General features: G+C 72.3%; 19 protein-coding genes. 15 read left to right on the forward strand and 4 right to left on the reverse strand.

Translation table 11 applies throughout. From position 1 onward, the window contains the following. Positions 1-192: 192 nt before the first annotated feature. Complete coding sequence (locus tag ACIP5K_RS34945; RefSeq protein ID WP_401416364.1) at positions 193-867, reverse strand: TetR/AcrR family transcriptional regulator; 675 nt, start codon at positions 865-867, stop codon at positions 193-195. Positions 868-955: 88 nt separating this feature from the next. Here ACIP5K_RS34945 and ACIP5K_RS34950 point away from each other — a divergent pair, with 88 nt between their 5' ends. The 3 genes from ACIP5K_RS34950 to ACIP5K_RS34960 all read left to right on the forward strand — a co-directional run bounded on the left by ACIP5K_RS34950 (position 956) and on the right by ACIP5K_RS34960 (position 3178). Then, positions 956-1942, forward strand: a complete 987-nt coding sequence (locus ACIP5K_RS34950) for an aldo/keto reductase (protein WP_401416366.1) — start codon at positions 956-958, stop codon at positions 1940-1942. Positions 1943-2032: 90 nt separating this feature from the next. After that, positions 2033-2350, forward strand: coding sequence for a DUF2316 family protein (locus ACIP5K_RS34955; protein WP_401416367.1), 318 nt, complete (start codon positions 2033-2035; stop codon positions 2348-2350). 159 nt (positions 2351-2509) lie between these two features. Further along, positions 2510-3178, forward strand: a complete 669-nt coding sequence (locus ACIP5K_RS34960; protein WP_401416368.1) for a Type 1 glutamine amidotransferase-like domain-containing protein — start codon at positions 2510-2512, stop codon at positions 3176-3178. 45 nt (positions 3179-3223) lie between these two features. Here ACIP5K_RS34960 and ACIP5K_RS34965 read toward each other — a convergent pair whose 3' ends face one another. Then, positions 3224-3811, reverse strand: coding sequence for a TetR/AcrR family transcriptional regulator (locus ACIP5K_RS34965; RefSeq protein WP_401416395.1), 588 nt, complete (start codon positions 3809-3811; stop codon positions 3224-3226). A gap of 136 nt (positions 3812-3947) precedes the next feature. On the opposite strand from ACIP5K_RS34965, the gene ACIP5K_RS34970 reads away from it, so the two are divergent. Beyond that, positions 3948-4634, forward strand: a complete 687-nt coding sequence (locus tag ACIP5K_RS34970) for an SDR family oxidoreductase (protein ID WP_401416369.1) — start codon at positions 3948-3950, stop codon at positions 4632-4634. Positions 4635-4713: 79 nt separating this feature from the next. Next, a complete protein-coding gene (locus ACIP5K_RS34975) occupies positions 4714-5049 on the forward strand; it encodes a hypothetical protein (protein ID WP_401416370.1) in 336 nt (111 codons plus the stop codon). 61 nt (positions 5050-5110) lie between these two features. Here the strand turns inward: ACIP5K_RS34975 and ACIP5K_RS34980 are convergent, their stop codons facing one another. Beyond that, entirely contained in the window at positions 5111-5773 is a 663-nt protein-coding gene (locus tag ACIP5K_RS34980) for a hypothetical protein (protein ID WP_401416372.1), read from the reverse strand. 318 nt (positions 5774-6091) lie between these two features. On the opposite strand from ACIP5K_RS34980, the gene ACIP5K_RS34985 reads away from it, so the two are divergent. The 7 genes from ACIP5K_RS34985 (at position 6092) to ACIP5K_RS35015 (ending at position 11757) form a co-directional block, all read left to right on the forward strand. After that, positions 6092-6544 carry a hypothetical protein gene (locus ACIP5K_RS34985; protein ID WP_401416374.1) on the forward strand — a complete coding sequence of 151 codons (453 nt, stop codon included), beginning with the start codon at positions 6092-6094 and terminating at the stop codon, positions 6542-6544. Positions 6545-6655: 111 nt separating this feature from the next. Continuing rightward, a complete protein-coding gene (locus ACIP5K_RS34990; RefSeq protein ID WP_401416377.1) occupies positions 6656-7381 on the forward strand; it encodes a class F sortase in 726 nt (241 codons plus the stop codon). A 465-nt stretch (positions 7382-7846) separates the two neighbouring features. Then, entirely contained in the window at positions 7847-8026 is a 180-nt protein-coding gene (locus ACIP5K_RS34995) for a hypothetical protein (RefSeq protein WP_401416379.1), read from the forward strand. Between the two features lie 40 nt (positions 8027-8066). After that, on the forward strand, positions 8067-8762 hold the full coding sequence (locus ACIP5K_RS35000; RefSeq protein ID WP_401416380.1) for a hypothetical protein: 696 nt from the start codon (positions 8067-8069) through the stop codon (positions 8760-8762). Next, positions 8759-9769: a DUF6895 family protein gene (locus tag ACIP5K_RS35005; protein WP_401416381.1), complete on the forward strand. Its 1011-nt coding sequence runs from the start codon at positions 8759-8761 to the stop codon at positions 9767-9769. The genes ACIP5K_RS35000 and ACIP5K_RS35005 overlap by 4 nt, the downstream gene beginning before the upstream one ends. Before the next feature lie 8 nt (positions 9770-9777). Beyond that, positions 9778-10707 (forward strand): DUF6895 family protein, encoded by a 930-nt coding sequence (locus ACIP5K_RS35010; RefSeq protein WP_401416384.1) that lies wholly within the window; start codon positions 9778-9780, stop codon positions 10705-10707. Between the two features lie 3 nt (positions 10708-10710). Next, the gene (locus ACIP5K_RS35015; protein WP_401416386.1) at positions 10711-11757 is read left to right on the forward strand and encodes a serine hydrolase domain-containing protein; all 1047 of its coding nucleotides are present in this window, start codon (positions 10711-10713) and stop codon (positions 11755-11757) included. A 49-nt stretch (positions 11758-11806) separates the two neighbouring features. Here ACIP5K_RS35015 and ACIP5K_RS35020 read toward each other — a convergent pair whose 3' ends face one another. Next, positions 11807-12472 (reverse strand): lysophospholipid acyltransferase family protein, encoded by a 666-nt coding sequence (locus ACIP5K_RS35020; RefSeq protein ID WP_401416397.1) that lies wholly within the window; start codon positions 12470-12472, stop codon positions 11807-11809. Between the two features lie 304 nt (positions 12473-12776). Between ACIP5K_RS35020 and ACIP5K_RS35025 the strand changes: the two genes are divergently transcribed. The 3 genes from ACIP5K_RS35025 (at position 12777) to ACIP5K_RS35035 (ending at position 16070) form a co-directional block, all read left to right on the forward strand. After that, a complete protein-coding gene (locus tag ACIP5K_RS35025; protein ID WP_401416389.1) occupies positions 12777-13520 on the forward strand; it encodes a hypothetical protein in 744 nt (247 codons plus the stop codon). A gap of 403 nt (positions 13521-13923) precedes the next feature. Beyond that, on the forward strand, positions 13924-14610 hold the full coding sequence (gene uppS, locus ACIP5K_RS35030) for a polyprenyl diphosphate synthase (RefSeq protein ID WP_401416398.1): 687 nt from the start codon (positions 13924-13926) through the stop codon (positions 14608-14610). Beyond that, positions 14607-16070 carry an oxygenase MpaB family protein gene (locus ACIP5K_RS35035; RefSeq protein ID WP_401416391.1) on the forward strand — a complete coding sequence of 488 codons (1464 nt, stop codon included), beginning with the start codon at positions 14607-14609 and terminating at the stop codon, positions 16068-16070. Before uppS ends, ACIP5K_RS35035 begins: the two co-directional genes overlap by 4 nt. Positions 16071-16704 lie beyond the last annotated feature (634 nt).

The following is a 16704-nucleotide window of genomic DNA, read 5'->3' on the forward strand; positions in this document are numbered from 1 at the left end:
GTTCCACCAACCGCCACCGACAACGCCGCCCGCCGGGGCGCGGGTTGCGAGACGGAGGGCCACGGAGGGCCACGGAGGGCCACGGAGGGCCACGGAGGGACACGTAGGGACGCAGAAGGGCGCGGAGGGTGCGGAGGAGCCCGGTCAGGGGGTGTGCCGGGCCGTGGTGTCCGCCGGCTGCGGGCGGCGCCGCTAGGCCGGTGGGGTGCGGGGGCGCAGTGCGTCGACGATCAGGTCGAGGGCGCGGCCGGTCTGTTCCGCCGAGCTGCCGGAGGCCGCGGCCAGCGAGACGCCCAGGAGCAGGGTGGTCACGTCGTCGGGGTCGGCGTCGGCGCGCAGGGAGCCGCTGCGGGCGCCGGCGGTGAGGAGTTCACCGACCGCTGCGGCGATCCGTTCGCGGGTGGGCCGGGTCGGCACGGAGGTGGGGGCGGGGCCGGAGCGCAGCATGTCGATCATGCCGTGCTTGGTGGCGGCGAACGCGGTGTAGCGGTCCAGCCACGTCCGCAGCGCCGGCAGCGGGGGCAGGTCGCCGAGCAGTTCGCCGGCGGCGGCGGCCAGGGCGTCGAGCTCGGCGGCGTAGACCGCTTCGACGAGCGCCTCGCGGGTGGGGAAGTGCCGGTAGAGCGTGCCGATGCCGACCCCCGCCGCGCGTGCGACGGCGTCGAGGGTGACCGGGCCCCCGGCGGCGGCCGCGAACACGGTCCGGGCCGCCGTGAGGAGCTTGTCGCGGTTGCGCCGTGCGTCGGAGCGGCCCGCCCGGCCCGTGCCGGCGGGGCGCGCGGGGGCGTCGCCGCCGGGGGAGTGCGGTGTGGGCGGCTCCGCGGGTGGCTCCGTGGGCGGTTCTGCGGGCGGTTCGAGTGCGGTCAAAGCGGAGGCTCCTCCGGTTCGTGCTACGGTGGGCTTAACGGAGGCTCCTCCGTTTCACCTCGATCATCTCACGAGGACAGGACCCCCCATGGCTTCCCCCACCCCTTCCCCCGCCGACGCCACGCCCACGACCCCCTCCGCCCCCGCCCCCGTGTCGGCCGCGACCACGGCCTGCGGCGCGCCGCGCGCGGGAGGCGCCGGACAACTCGCCGGACGCACCGTCTCCCGCGTCGGCTTCGGCGCCATGCAGCTGCCCCGGCTCGCCGACGACCAGGATGCCGCCCTGCGCGTCCTGCGCCGCGCGGTCGAACTCGGCGTCGACCACATCGACACCGCCCACTTCTACGGCAACGGCCTCTCCAACGACCTCATCCGCCGCGCTATCCGCCCCGGGGACGACGTGCTCGTCGTCAGCAAGGTCGGCGCCACCCCCGACGACGGCCCCGTCCACCTCCGCCTCGCCCAGCGCCCCGAGGAACTGCGCGCCGCCGTCGAGGACAACCTCGCCGGCCTCGGCGTCGAACAGATCCCCGTGGTCAACCTGCGCCGCGCCGACCACGGCCCCGGCCTGCGCGCCGAGGGCGACCAGGACGTCGACCTCGACGACCAGCTCGCCGTCATGACCGCCCTGCGCGACGAGGGCAAGATCGGCGCGATCGGCCTCAGCAGCACCACCATCGACGTCCTGCGCCGCTCCCTGGCGGCAGGCATCGTCTGCGTGCAGAACGCCTACAGCATCGTCTCCCGCGACGACGAGGACATGGTCGAGCTGTGCCGCGCCGAGGGCATCGCCTGGGTGCCCTACTTCCCGCTCGGCGGCGCCTTCCCCGGCCTGCCGAAAGCGACCGGGGAGGACGCCGTCCTCGCCGCCGCCGGCCAACTGGACGCCTCACCCGCGCAGATCGCCCTCGCCTGGCTCCTCCACCACGCCCCGCACACCCTGCTCATCCCCGGCACCGCCGACATCGACCACCTCGCGGCCAACGTCGCCGCGGGCGCGATCCGCCTCGACGCCGCGACCCTCGCCACGCTCGACGCGATCCCGTCCCGCACGGGCGACATCGAGATCCGCTGACCCCACCGCACCCCCGGCCGCCCGTCCCGCCCGTCCCGCCCATCCATCCGCCCATCCACCCGTCCGTCCGTCTCAAGGGGAGCGCACCGCATGTCGCTGACCACCGAAGAACGCCGCCGCACAGCCGGCGAGCTGCGCACCAACCTCGCCCGGACCGGCCACGGCGAACGCCGGGTCGCCGACGCCCTGGAGTGGACGGCGGACCGGCTCACCCGCACCCTCGGCGTCGAGGGGGCCGACCCCGTGGACGTGTGGCTCCTGCGCGACCACCTCGTCCAGGCCGTCCGCGACGCCGGAGGCGAACCCGCCCCCTTCACCGTCCTGACCGACCGCGCCCGCGTAAGGGCCCGGACCTGGTTCGCCCTGCGCCCGGCGCCGCGCGGCGCCGCCGCACCGGCGGCCGACTGACGACGACGCGACGACGCGACGACGCGACGGCCCGACGGCGGGAGACGGCCGCCCGGCCCGGCCCGGCGGCGGGCCGCTGGACCGCGCCCCCGGCCCCCGCCGCCCCCGGCCCCCCCGGGGTGCGTTGCACCCGCCCGGCGGCCGTGCTTGGCTCGCCCGATGAATCTTCTGCTGACGGCGAGCGGCCTGCGCAACGAGACGCTGCGGGAGGCGCTGCGGGACATGCTGGGCAAGCCGTTCGACTCCGCGAACATCGTGTTCGTCCCCACCGCGTCGCTCGCCCAGCCCGGGGACCACGGGTGGTTCGTCTCAGACCTGGTCCGGCTGCACGGCCTGGGCTGGCGGGAGTTCGACGTCCTGGAGCTGAACGGCCTGCCCCGGCAGATGGTGCTCGACCGGCTGCTGCACGCCGACGTCATCTACGCGGAGGGCGGCAACCACTACCACCTCGCGCGCAGCATCACCGGCAACGGCCTGGCGCGCGGCTTCTCGCAGGCGCTGCGGGAGCGGGTCTACGTGGGCGTCAGCGCCGGATCGATGATCTTCAGCCGGAATCTCACCGCACACTCCGCCGACGTCATCGGCGACACCGCGGACCTGCACGCGCTCGGCGCGACCGACGTGGAGCCGCCGTTCGGCCTCTTCGACTGGTACCTCAAGCCGCACCTGTACTCGCCGGACTTCCCCGAGCGGGACGACGCCTGGGCCGATCGCATCGCGGCCCGGGCGGACTTCCCGGTCTACTTCATCGACGACGAGACGGCCGTGCGGGTCAGGGACGACACGGTGGACGTCGTGTCCGAAGGCCGCTGGCGGCTCCACTCCTGACCCGCCGCCACGGCGCCGGGCCCCGCCCCGCGGCGCCGGTCGCGTTCACGCCGCCGGATCCGTCAGCGACGTGCGTACGGTCGTCAGGATCTCGTCGGACAGCGGCGTGCCCCGCGTCGCGCGGGCCAGCACCAGCGCGCCCACCATGGCGCTGAGGCGGGCCAGCCCGCCGCCGTCCCCGTCCTCTGCGCCCTCCGCGCCGTCCTCGTCGTCGAGCCGCCGGGCGTAGGCCTCGACGCCGCGCGCGTACGTGCGGTGGGCCTCGCCGCCGGCCTCGGTGCGTGCCATGTCGGTGACGAGACCGGCGACCGGGCAGCCCCGGCCCGGATCGTCCCGGTGCTCGGCGGACAGGTAGGTGTCGATCAGGGCCCGGCGGGCTTCGGCGGGTGCGCCGCCCGCGGTGCCGTCCGCCCCGTACTGCCGGGCGCGCTCGGCGAAGGCGTGCGCGGTGGCCTCGTCGACCAGCGCCTCCTTGGAGGCGAACTGCTTGTAGAAGCCGCCGTGGGTGAGCCCGGCCGCCTTCATCAGATCGGCGACGCTGACGTCGACGCCCTGTTCCCGGAACAGCCGTGAGGCGCTCTCCACGACCCGCTGACGGTTCTCCCGCGCCTGCGCCTGCGACACCCGGCCCATGCCCGCCTCCACGCTGCCCTCGATTTCAATGACGCTTGACATCTATCCTAGCCGAGGAGTTGGATTACATCCATCATCTATCGAGTGGGGTGCCCGCCCCCGTCGTGCGCACCCGCACCGCATCCCTGGAGGACCCGTGGAACTCAAGAACGCGACCGCCCTGGTCACCGGCGCCAACCGGGGCCTGGGCCGGCACCTGGCGAGCCAGCTCCTGGCCCGGGGGGCCACGGTGTACGCGGCCGCCCGCCGCCCGGAGACGATCGACCTCGACGGCGCCGTGCCCCTCCGCCTGGACGTCACCGACCCCGAATCCGTCCGGGAGGCCGCACGCATCGCCGCGGACACCACCGTGCTGATCAACAACGCCGGTCTGTCCACCGGCACCTCGCTGTTCACCGGCGACGTCGAGGATCTGCGGGCCGAGATGGAGACCAACTTCTACGGTCCCCTCGCCCTGACCCGGGCCTTCGCCCCCGTCATCGGGGACAACGGCGGCGGCGCCGTCCTCAACGTCCTGTCCGTGCTGTCCTGGGCGCACCCGGCACCCCTGGGCTCCTACGCCGCGACCAAGGCCGCCGCCTGGGCCCTGACCGACGCCTCCCGGGAGGAACTGGCCCCCCGGGGCATCACGGTCACCGCCCTGCACGTCGGCTACATGGACACCGACATGGCCGCCCACGTCCCGGCCGACCGCAAGAGCGACCCGGCCGAGGTCGCCGCCCTGGCCCTGGACGGCGTCGCGGCCGGCCTGCCCGAGGTCCTCGCCGACGACCTGACCCGCCAGGTCAGGCGGAGCCTGGCCCGCACACCGGACGCCGCATGACGGCCCGCACGGCCCGGACCCGGCCCCCGCCGCCCACCACCGCGGCCGGGCGGCCCTCCGGCGGCCGCCGGCGGCCCGCGTGACCGTGATCAACCTCCAGCACACGCACAGCCGCTCCGCGACACCGCTGACCATGCCGGTGGCCCGCGCCGCCGCCCACCTCGACGGCGTGGAACTGGTGCTGTCGCCGTTCTCCGGCTCCTTCCGTACGGGACTCACCCGGCGGCACACCTGGGGCCTGTGGGGCGCGATGGAGCCGCTCGTCCCCGGCGGCTTCGTCCTGGAGATCAAGGCCGACACCGGCCAGGGCTTCCGGGCCGACACCGCCTACCACCTGACGGCCGTGGAACACCTCGGCCGAGAGGCGGGGCTCGGCCGAGAGGCGGGGCTCGGCCGAGAGGCGGGGCTCGGCTGAGAGGCGGGGCTCGGCTGAGAGGCGGGGCTCGGCTGAGAGGCGGGCCGGCGCGGGCGGCACGTCACGGCAGGGGGAGGAGCACCCCGGGAAGGTCGCCGGCCCGAACCGCCGCCTCGTCGACGCGGAGGCCGCAGTAGTCGCCGACCGCACCGAACACCGCTTCGGGCAGCCGCGGCCCGTGTTCCTCGTAGTACGCCACCACCGCCGCCTCGCCGACCTCCCCGATGGCCGGAAAGACCGCGCCCGCCGCGTGGAGCGCCGAGTCCAGGGCCGACGCCCCACCGGTGTCCTCCCCGAACTCGGCCCGCCGCGCCCGCTCGTCCCCGGGAACGTGGAGGAGCTGCGACGGCGGACTGAAGCGGTTCAGCGACACGCACACGATCTCCTGGCCCGGGCGCGGCGCCATCGACGCCACCGAGCGCAGGCCGGTGGCCCACGTCGCCGCGCCCCAGTCCTCCAGCACGAACACCCACTCGCCGCACGTCCCGTACGCCACGGCATTGACCCTGGACGACGGGCGCCGGTGGAGGTCCACCGCCCCGGCGAGGTCCCGGTAGGGGGTGCGCGCAGTCAGCTCTTCGGCGTCGGCGCCCAGCGCGACGAGGAATGCGCCGGGCGCGATGCCCCGGGCCGCCGTGAGCGAGATGCCGCCCGCCATCCCCGGCACCTCCGCCGACACCGGCGCGAGGAGACGCGCACCGATCCAGGCGATGCCCTCACCCATCAGGTCCTCCACGCGCGGGTCCGTTCCCGCGAGCCTATCCATCCCGGCCGCCCGCCCCCGCGGGGGAGGGCGGAGCCCTCGGGGACCTGTTTCGGGGCTGGTGCGGGGCCCGTTCGGCGCAGTCCCGCGCAATCCGCTGGGCCGCTCCCGAGGACGGCTGTGAGCTGCGTACTTCTGACGGGCGGCGCCCGCGGGCATCGGTGTCGCGGCACGTGTGACCTGCGCGGCGGGCGGGTTCGGGCTTGTGTGACCGCAAAGGCGGTTCGTCCGACGGCGCCTCCCGCGCCGTAGCCGCCGTGCTCCCTGGAGGAAGCCCTGATGCGTTCGCTGAACATAGCCACCGGCACCGCCTTGGCCGCCACCGCGATCCTGTTCGCCGCGCCGATGGCTTCGGCGTCCGACACCCAGTGCGACCCGGCCACCGCGGCGGCGATGGAGGCCGAGACCGCCTACAAGGCGGCGCTCGCCGACTACCAGAAGGAGATCGACGCCGGCGGCCACCCCGGCCAGGCCGAGCAGGACAACGTCGAGCAGCTCAAGCAGAAGTCCGACTCCGCGGCCTCCGAGGCCCAGCGGATCTGCGGCGACACGGTGATGAACCCGACCGCGCCCGCGACGAGGAAGCCGTCCGGCGCCATGCACACCGGTACCGGCTCCACCAGCACCGACCCCACCTCCACCCCCGCGCTGGCCGCCGCGGGCGGCCTCGCCGTCGCGGCCGCCGCCGGCTTCGCCCTGCGCCACCGCTCGCGCGGCGCCCGCCGGCACTGACGCCCGGCCCGCCGAACACCGCCCCGGCCCGGGCAGGACGCCCGGCCGGGCGGCGTCCGCGGGCGCACCTCCAGGCAGTTGGCGCCGAGCGGGACAGACCGAGGTCAGCACATGCACCGTTGGGGCAGCGAGGACACTCCGGGCGCGGGGTGGCAGGCGTACGCACAGGAACAGGCCGCCGGGCGGCGGGCACCGCGCGCCGCCCGCCGCCCGGTGCGGTGGCGGTTCCCCTGGGAGCTGTGCCTGCTCCTGGCGGCGATCGCGATCGTCGTCGTCACGGCCGTCGGCCACGCCCCCGACGGCCCGCCGCAGCCCGCGGGCCCTCACACGAACGGCACCGCCGACCACAGCGGCCGGCGCGCACCCCCGGCCGCCCCGCTGCCCGCCTCCGCGCCGCTGTGGGTGTCGGTGCCGGCGGTCCGTGTCGAGGCCCCGCTGACGGACCTCGCCGTCCAGGGCGACGGCCGGCTCGCGGCCCCGCCCGAGAGCGACCAGAACCTGGCCGGATGGTGGTCCGGCGGCCCGGCCCCCGGCACCCGGGGCACCGCCGTCATCGCCGGCCATGTCGACATCCCCGCCGGGCCCGCCGTCTTCTACAACCTGGGCGCCGTCAAACCCGGCATGACGGTCGACGTCACCCGGGCCGACAAGCGCACGGCGCACTTCACCATCGACAGCGTCGACGTCTACGACGCCGACGACTTCCCCGACGACAAGGTGTACGCCGACACCGGCCGCCCCGAACTGCGGCTGATCACCTGCGGCGGCGGCTTCGACCGGCAACTGCGGCGCTACGAGGGCAACGTCGTCGTCAGCGCCCACCTGACCGAGCGGTGACCATCCCGCATCCCCGCCGCCCGCACCCGAGTTGAGCGCAGCCACCCCCGCAGGGCGGGGGAGGGGCGGGCGGAGCCCGGCGAGCGGACGGCCCTGCCCGCGCCTCCCGCGGACCCCAACGAGCCTTGCAGACAACCCAGTTGGCCCCGGACAGCGGCCCATTCACCGTGGGCCCGGGCAGCGCGGACACCGGCCCGACGGCGGGGCGGAACCGGGCGCGCGCCCGCCCACCGGCCCGGCGTCACGAGAAAGACCCCCCGGCGCGGCCCAGAAGACGCGGAAGAGGAGGACGCGGAAGACGAGGAAGGCGCGGAAGGCGCGCAACCGCGGTGCAGGACCCGGCACCCGCCCCCGGAGTGGGGCACCGCACCACAACAGGCCTGCCCCGGTTGCATATGACGTGCACCATTTGCCCCTATATAGTTTTAACCGTTGGTTTCGTCCCCCCTCATGGAGGTAACCGCAATGATCACGGACCGTTCCGCCCCGGTGAAGGACCTGACGACCCAGGTCGACGCCCTGCTCGACACACCCGAGCCGGAGAGCCTGCACCACGACTCCGCCGAGTGCGCGGCACTGCTCCTCGCGGGCGGACTGCTGCTCCTGTCGCCCAGCGCCCCGCGGCCGAAGAAGGCCACCCACTGAGGTGACGGATCAGCCGCCGACGGCGAGTCGGCTCAGCACCATGGTCGATGAAGCCGCCACAGGGATCGCTCACGCCCTTCGGGACGAGGGCGGTTCCTCCTCATGTCCGTACTCGTTCCCCCAGGCCGGCGACCCGCTCGCCGCGATGGCGGTGCGCCTGCTGGGCGCCGACGCCCTCGCGCCCTTCGCCGTCGACCACGGCCCCGCAGCGAACGAGACGGACGCCGCACTGGTGCGGCAGGCGCTCACCGACTACCCGCCGGACGCCGACTCCTCCACCGTCGTCGAGTGGAGCTACCACGGCCTCGCCGAAGCGGCCCAGGCCCGGCTGCCCTCCCCGGCCACCACCGCAACGGCCACCGGAGCGCCCACCCCGCACCACCCCCCAAGCACGCTCCCGCCGCCCGACGCACAGTGGACGCACAGCGACCCCTGGCCCCAACTCTCCTACCGCGTCTCCCAGTTGGCGGCACTCGCCGCGCCGGGACTCGCCGCCGGCCTCCAGGAACACCTCGCCCCACGCACCGACGACCTCGCACGCGGCTTCGTGCGCGCGGTACGCCGCCGCGACTGGCTCCAGGCCATCGGCATCGGACGATGGCTGGCCCGCCTGCCCGACGTACCCGACAGCCTCGGCCTCGACACGGGACTCGCCTTCGTCCGGCACATGGCCGGCGACCACCCCCGCGTCGCCCTGCACTCCGCCGCCACGCAACGGTTCTTCGGACGCGGATGACGGCCCACGCCGCCGCGCCCCGCGACCCCGCCGGCCCGACCACCGCGGCCACCCAGGACCACCGCCTCCTCGACGCACTCGTCCGGGCAGGGCTGGACTGGCTGGAGGAGCGGTGCGACCTCTTCCGGCTGCCGCCCGACCTCACCGCCGACAACAACGTCAACTTCACCCTCAAGCCCCTCGGTGAACTCGCGGAACTGACCGGCGTCATCGCCGCGGCCCACCCACGCCCCGAACTCCGCGCCCAGGCAACCCGGTTGCGCGCCTTCGCCTGGACACAGACCCGCGAAGGAGACCTGTTCCACGAACTGATCCGCGCGGAGCCCTACGCCACCTACCCCGTGGAGCTCTACGGGGTCTTCGCCCGCAGCGGACTGCGCCACCGCGCCGTCGAGGAACTGGCAGCGACCACCACCCGGCTACGAGGCTGGCAGATCGCCCGCGAGGACCACACCCGCACGCTCGGCATCCTCAACGCCGAACGGCGCATCGGCCTGCCCCCGCACACCTGCCGGGACACGGTGTTCGCCCACACGGGCCTCGGAATCCAGCCCGAACCCTGGGCCGTCGACCGCCTCACCGCCTACGGCATCACCCACGACGTCTTCCACCTCACCGACTGGGGCCGCGACCGGCCCGCCCTGCCCCCCGCCGCCGCCACCTACCTGCGCCCATGGGCCCCCGCCTGGGCCCGGATCTGGCTCGAAGAACAATTCTGGGACCTGGCAGGAGAGATGCTCGCCGTCACAGCCTGCCTGCCCGACGCCCCCTTCGACCAGGCGGCATGGCAGCACCTGGCCGCCGCACAGGCCGCCGACGGCAGCATCGCCGAGACCGGAACCACACCCCGGCCCACCGACCCCGAACGCCTCTTCACCGCCTGCTACCACTCCACACTGGTGGCCGTGTTCGCCGCGACACTCGCCCGGACAGCCACCGCACAGCCGACGCCGCCACCGCACCCCGGCCCCCACCACGCCGGCCCGCCAGCCCACCAGCCGAAGTGAGGTCCCCCGTGCCCGCGCCCGCCCCGGCCGCCCCGGCCCTGCTCCACCACGTCGGCCTCCAGGCCCAGAACTGGCTCGACACCCACCGCGACCACCTGCGCCCCACACCCGAGACGGAAGCCGACGCCACCGCGCTCAGCGACCGCCTCAAAGCCACCAGCGAAGTCGCCGTCATCACCCAGGTACTCATCAGGGAAGGCGTCGCCGGATCCCGCCAGCACGCCCAGGCCCAGAACCTGCTCGACTTCGCCTGGCGCGAACTGCTCGACGGCGGCCACGTCCTGGCACGCCTCCAACACGCCGAGCCCTACTCCCCGGTACCCCTGGAGGCCTACGCCCCCTTCCACGAACTGGGCTACCGCCACCCCGGCCTCGACACCGCCCTACGCGTCTTCCGCCAGGCCAACACCTGCACCGCCCTGGAAATGGCACCCACACGACGACTCGGCGTCCTCAACGCCGAACGCAAGATCGGCCTCCCGCCCAGCGGCGACTTCGACGAAGCGGTCCGCCGCACCTGGCTCGGCCAACTCCCCGAACCATGGACCGTACAGTTCCACATCGCCTACGACATCACGCACACCGTCTTCCACCTCACCAACTGGGGCCAGTCACCCCACCACATCCCACCCGACATCGCCGACTACCTCACCCGCTACCTGCCCGCCTGGCTCCAGGACTGGGCCGACCAGGAACACTGGGACCTCCTGGGCGAACTCCTCGTCGTGGACGCCTGCCTGCCCCGGCCCACCCTCGACGAACACCTGTGGCAACGCTACGCCGCAGCCCAGACCCCCACCGGCGCGATGCCCGTCGAACGGACCCTGCCCCACCACGACCCCGACGAACTCTTCGCCGTCGCCCACCACCCCACCCTGGTCGCCGCGTTCGCCTCCGCCATGGCCACCTCCCGCGCCCTGTCCCTCCACACCACCTGACACATGACCTCCACCCCCCACCCCACGCCCACCGGCGAACCAGCCGACCAGGACCTCCTGACCCGCTCCCTGCACCGCATCGACGCACCGGACGTGATCCTGGCCGTCACCCGCCACGGCCGACGAACCCTGCTGCACACCGGAACCAGCCCCACACCCGGCCCCCAACGCCTCACCGCACGCTACGAACTCGGCTCCCTGACCAAGACGTACACCGGACTGCTCCTGGCCGACCTGTGCACACACGGCACCCTCACCCTCAACGACCCCGTAGTCACCCACCTCCCACACCTCCCACCGCACCACCCCCACCTGGACAGGATCACCCTCGGCCACCTGATCACCCACACCTCCGGCCTGCCCCGCCTCCCACCCGACCTCCTCGCCGGCGCCCTCCTGCACCCCCGCCGCAACAGCTACGCCGACTACACCCACGGCCAACTGCTCCACGTCTTCGCCCGGACCCGCCCCCGCCACACCCCGGGCACCCGCTGGAACTACTCCAACTTCGGCATGGCCGTCCTCGGCGCGGCCCTGAGCACCGCCACCGCCACCGCCTTCCCCGACCTGCTCACCACCCGGATCCTCACCCCGCTCGGCCTCACCGACACCACCCCGGCACCGGACCCCACCGACACCGACGCCCTGGGCCACCGCAAAGACGGCACCACACCCGTCCCCACCTCACCCATGGGCGCCTTCGCCCCCGCCGCCGCCGTCCGCACCACCCCCGACGACCTCCTCACCTACCTCGAAGCCCACCTCACCCCACCCCCAGGACCCCTGGCACCAGCCCTGCACCAGGTACAGACCCCCGTACTACGCCGCGGCCTGCGCCACCGCGACACCCACACCCTGACCTGGTTCCACCACCCCGCACCCGGCGGCCCCCTCCTCTTCCACGCCGGAGCCACCTTCGGCCAACAGGCCTTCGCCGGCTACCACCCCGCCTCCGCCACCGGCGTCGCCGCCCTGGCCACCCGCCGCGGCAACGACTGCCACCTCGTGCCCACCGCCTACGACCTGCTGTATGCACTGGCCGGAACCTGACGCGGCGCCACCGGCACCCCAAACAGAACCGCCCGCCCCGCACACAGCACTACACCGCACACGCCGCCGCCTCACCCAGACCGGCAGCCGCAGTCCGCCACGCACTGGTCACCGCACTGCGAGCCCGCGCCGTCTGCCGAAGAACACCACCACCACCCAACACCAACGGCGCACCCACATGCACATGAAGGGCGGGCCGCCGCAGCGGCGCCGTGACGAGCCCCGCGAACTGCTTGACCGGACGCCCCGATACGACGCGACGCGCACCGGCCTGACCCACCGGAACCACCGGGGCACCCGTACGCGCGGCAAGCCGCGCCAAGCCACTGCGAAACACGCCGGGAGCCGCCTCAGCGGCATCCCAACGCCGAGGCAACCCACCCTCGGCATAGATGAGCACCAGCCGCCCGCCCTCCAGCGCATCGGCAGCCACATCCAGCGCGCCCGCCGCCCCCCGCCCGCCCCGCACCACAGGGATGTGCCCCTCCTCAGAAAGCGCGCGACCCAACAGGGGGACACGCCACAACCCCGCCGCCGCCAGGACCACCGGCTCGGCACCGAGCCGACGCAAGGCGGCGATCACCACCGCGGGATCCGCAAAGGAAGTGTGGTTCGCCGCGATGATGCTGCCCGGCTCGAGCACCCACCCCGGGTCGACACTCACCGACAACCGGCCCACGGCCGGAACCAGCAGATCCGCGATACGACTGAGCATGAGCGCACTCCCGGCCTCGACGACGACGAACCTCATCGTCGACGACCCGAACGGCACCGGACATGAGCGCCCCTACTCAACCCTCCCCACCGCCCTACCCAGCCCCCGCACGACCCGAGCACCGATCCACCACCCGCCGACACCCAACACCCCCTGCAACAGCACAACCCGGCACGGCCCCCCCACCACGCCCGACCAAGCCCCCCCGGCACGACCGACCACAGGCCCCCACCCCCCACCCCACCGACTTCGCTCGCCACCTACGCCCGCACGACCCCACCCACCCCACTACGCTCCCAGACCTGTGAACACCGAACTGACCGTCGCATCCCTGTCCGGCGCCGTAGCCCTCGCCAGCGCCTGGTTCACCGCCCGCTCGGGCCGCCGACAAGCCCTGCTCGCCCACGAACTGGAGAACCGGACCGCACAGCAAGACCTGATGGGACGCCACCGCGACCCCCTCCTATGGGCCGCCTACGACCTCCAGTCCCGCCTCTACAACATCGTCGACCGCCGCTTCCTCCACCTCTACCTCCACGACGGCTCGGACCGCCAGCGCGCATACGCCCGACGCAGCACCCTCCACGTCCTGGGCGACTACCTGGGCCGCGTCGAAATCCTGCGCCGCGGAATCCAGTTCCTCGATCTCGGCGACAGCACCCTCAACCGGCGAATCGTCGGACACTTCACAGCCATCAGCAATGTGCTGAACAACGACGGCGGCAGCAACCTGCGCTTCACCGACGAACACTTCGTCATCTTCCGCAGCGACCAGCGGGCGATCGGCGAACTCATGCTGACCGACGACGGCACATCCTGCCTGGGCTACGTGGAATTCTGCCGAAAACTGGAAGAGGACCCCGACTTCACCGAATGGTTCGCACCGCTCACCGAAAGCATCGAGGAACTGGCACGCACCGAACAACCGCCCTACCGGCTCATCGCATTGCAGCACGCCCTCATGGACCTGATCGACCTGCTCGACCCACGCGCGGAACGCTTCCCCGACCACCGCCGCACCCGACTGCCCCGACCACCGGAAAGATGACCCGCCCCGCCCCGGACCCACCCGAACAGACACCCACACACACGACCTCGGCGTGAACTCGCCACACCAACACTCGGCCGAATTCGATCGTACGAGTCAAGGGTGACGGCCACTCGTCCAGCAGATCAAGGCCCATACGCACTGTCAGACTCCGAGCAGAGAACACGCCGCCAGGGCGTGAACGAAGCACGAGCAGCGAGGCAAAGTGGGCGTGACCGAGCGCGGCACGCCCCATCGTGCCGCTCCGGACGGAGCAGAACCTGGCGCGACGGACCACGGCGTGCCGCACACGCGCCCGGTAACGGCGAACCGACCGGCCGGACGACAGCACGACGGCACCCCCGACAGCCAGCAGCGGGACAAGGCGACAACGCGCACAGTGCCACGCCATGTGGCCTGCGTGATGGACGGCAACGGCCGATGGGCACAACGACGCTCCCTGCCCCGCACAGCAGGCCACCGAGCCGCGGAAACCACTGTCATCGACGTCATCGAGGCCGCCAGAACCGCAGGCGTGGAGTGGCTCAGCCTCTACGCCTTCTCCACCGAGAACTGGAACCGCCCCGGCACCGAAGTCGAATACCTGATGCGCCTGGTACGCCGCGTAGTACGCAAACACGCACCACTGCTCCTCGCACGCGGCATCCGCTGCCGCTTCCTCGGCGTCACCGACCCCCGCATTCCCCACGAACTGGCCCAGGACTTCCACGACTTGGCGACACTGACCGCCGACAACCGAGGAATGACCCTCACCGTCGCCTTCGACCACGGCGGACGCCAAGACATCGTCGAAGCCGCAAAGTCACTGATCCGCAGCGGGACACCCGCCGACGAAGTGACCGAGCAGCTCTTCGCGAACCACCTGCCCTTCCCCGACACCCCCGACGTCGACCTGGTCATCCGCACCTCCGGGGAACAGCGCATCTCCAACTTCATGCTCTGGCAGGTCGCCTACGCCGAGTGGATCTTTCCCGAAAAACTCTGGCCGGATTTCCGGGCTCCCGACTTCCTCGTCTGCCTACACACCTACCGGCACCGCAACCGCCGCTTCGGCGCCGTACCCACCCGGACGAACGGAGACCAACCATGACCGCCGAAACCACGGAAACCGCCGACGAGGCCCCCCTGCTCGACCCGGAATCACACTCCAGCGGCTTCTTCGACGACCCGCGCTGGGCCCTGGCCGTGATCCGCGCCACCGTACTCGAGGCCGCGCACCCACAGATCGGCGCCGCCCTCATCGACAACTCCACCTTCGTCGCCCACCCCTGGCGCCGGCTTCGCAACACCGTCGTCAGCATGCGGCGCATGTTCGACACAGACCCGGCGACACGCGAACGGGAGGCCGCCCGACTCAACCGACTGCACGCCCGCATCAACGGATCCGACTCCCGCGGCCGCACCTACGACGCGATGGACCGCGCGACCCGCGCCTGGGTCATCGCCACCCTCTTCGAGAGCGCCGTCACCATGTTCCGGATGAGCGGCCAACCGCTCGACCAGCACACGATGGAACGGATGTACGGCCAATACCGCGCCTACCTCGCCGCGCTCGACGGCGACGCCTCAGAACTCCCCGAGGACCTGAACGACTTCTGGCGCTACTTCGACCAGGTCGTCGAGAACGAACTGGAGAACACCGAGGCCGCCCGCGTCATCCTCTACCGACTCTTCGACCACCTGCCCGCCCCAGCACTGCTCGAAGGCACACCGACCCTATGGGCGGCCGGCCGCGCTGTCGTCGGCCCACTCCTCGGCGCCATCACCGTCGCCTCACTCCCCGAGACCTACCGCCGCCGAGCCGGCCTGCCCGACATGCCCGGCGCCCCCACACTCATGCGGAGCGCCTACCTCGCCGCCGGACTCACCCGATTCCTGCCCGACAGCTGGATCAACCCCGAAAACATCATCGAAGCCCTCTCACTCTCGCCCGACAGCGACGATCCCCGCGCCCGCACCGTGACCGCCCTGCGCACCCGCATGAAACGAGCATCGGCCCTGCTCCGCCTCCTCACCCCGCTGAGCAGCGACACCCACCCCGCCCCGACACCCTCAGCAGGCACAGAGGACAGCCGACGCTCCGCACAGGAGTTCTTCCACCGCGTACTGGACCAGACCGGCGACGGCCAGCTGGACTGGCCGGACCTCGCCGCGATGGCACGCGAACTCTCCACCCGCTTCGACCTCGACGAACCCGAGGAGACCCGGCTCTACGACAGCTTCGCCACCTGGTGGCGCGAGCTCCAGGCCGCCCTCGACACGGACGGCGACGGCCGCATCAGCGCCGAAGAGTACGCCCACGCCATCCCCACCCTCGCCGGACCCGCGCTCATCCGCGTTGCCGAAGTCCTCTTCGACGCCACCGACAAGGACGGCAACGGGAGCATCGACGCGAACGAATACCGAACCCTCTTCCGCACCGCCTTCCACCGCGACCTCACCACCACCGACGGCACCTACGGCCGCAGCGCTTTCGTGGGCGACTTCCTCTCCTTCATGGCCGGCCGCCGCATGGGCACCCCGTACGACCCTCTCCTCGCCGACGCCTGAACAACTCATGCACGTATCGGCACCCAGAACGCATACAAAGAAGCGCCGGGGCCAGGCCATTACCTGCGCCCCAGCCGGACCAGGTTATTCGTCCGCTTATACGGTTCACGCAGCCGCCCGCGTCGTCGCACATAGTCTGCGCTCGCACCCTATGCGGGTTTGACTTTGAGCTGCGTGTCAGTCGGTATGAGGCTCGGTACTGAGTTCTGGTGTGATGAGCTGTAAGGAATGCGAACCCTTTGCCTATGGTGAAATCCTGTAATTCTTGAATTCATCTGCCTCTGCAGTGACGTGCAACTCATATGGATAGGGTCCAGAATTTTAGGATGAAGACTCAGGTATTTGGAAGAAATTTCCTGATGGTGTTTCACTAGGACAAATCCGATTCGATATTTTTTGGGCAACGGGGCACCGACAGAGGGTGCCTCGTTGCTGCTGCTAAGGCCAGCGCGGAGCGCGGGCCGTTTAGTTCCGGTCGCGGAGCGATCGGAACTCTCAGAATCACGGAGTGATTCTGATGGGGCGTCACGGAGTGACGCTAACTCACTTGCGGAGCAAGGGAGTTGCTGCGCCGGTTACGGCGCAGCCCGCCGCGTAGCGGCGGCGCGGCGTGTCTGCGGAGCAGACCGCGCGC

This window comes from Streptomyces sp. NPDC088785 (assembly GCF_044750685.1).
In the GTDB taxonomy this organism is placed as follows: domain Bacteria; phylum Actinomycetota; class Actinomycetes; order Streptomycetales; family Streptomycetaceae; genus Streptomyces.

Coding starts and splice junctions, on each gene's coding strand:
- ACIP5K_RS34950 (WP_401416366.1), top strand. CDS start 956: ATGGCTTCCCCCACCCCTTCCCCCGCCGACGCCACGCCCACGACCCCC.
- ACIP5K_RS34955 (WP_401416367.1), top strand. CDS start 2,033: ATGTCGCTGACCACCGAAGAACGCCGCCGCACAGCCGGCGAGCTGCGC.
- ACIP5K_RS34960 (WP_401416368.1), top strand. CDS start 2,510: ATGAATCTTCTGCTGACGGCGAGCGGCCTGCGCAACGAGACGCTGCGG.
- ACIP5K_RS34965 (WP_401416395.1), bottom strand. CDS start 3,811: ATGGGCCGGGTGTCGCAGGCGCAGGCGCGGGAGAACCGTCAGCGGGTC.
- ACIP5K_RS34980 (WP_401416372.1), bottom strand. CDS start 5,773: ATGGGTGAGGGCATCGCCTGGATCGGTGCGCGTCTCCTCGCGCCGGTG.
- ACIP5K_RS34985 (WP_401416374.1), top strand. CDS start 6,092: ATGCGTTCGCTGAACATAGCCACCGGCACCGCCTTGGCCGCCACCGCG.
- ACIP5K_RS34990 (WP_401416377.1), top strand. CDS start 6,656: ATGCACCGTTGGGGCAGCGAGGACACTCCGGGCGCGGGGTGGCAGGCG.
- ACIP5K_RS34995 (WP_401416379.1), top strand. CDS start 7,847: ATGATCACGGACCGTTCCGCCCCGGTGAAGGACCTGACGACCCAGGTC.
- ACIP5K_RS35000 (WP_401416380.1), top strand. CDS start 8,067: ATGGTCGATGAAGCCGCCACAGGGATCGCTCACGCCCTTCGGGACGAG.
- ACIP5K_RS35005 (WP_401416381.1), top strand. CDS start 8,759: ATGACGGCCCACGCCGCCGCGCCCCGCGACCCCGCCGGCCCGACCACC.
- ACIP5K_RS35015 (WP_401416386.1), top strand. CDS start 10,711: ATGACCTCCACCCCCCACCCCACGCCCACCGGCGAACCAGCCGACCAG.
- ACIP5K_RS35020 (WP_401416397.1), bottom strand. CDS start 12,472: ATGCTCAGTCGTATCGCGGATCTGCTGGTTCCGGCCGTGGGCCGGTTG.
- uppS (WP_401416398.1), top strand. CDS start 13,924: ATGGACGGCAACGGCCGATGGGCACAACGACGCTCCCTGCCCCGCACA.
- ACIP5K_RS35035 (WP_401416391.1), top strand. CDS start 14,607: ATGACCGCCGAAACCACGGAAACCGCCGACGAGGCCCCCCTGCTCGAC.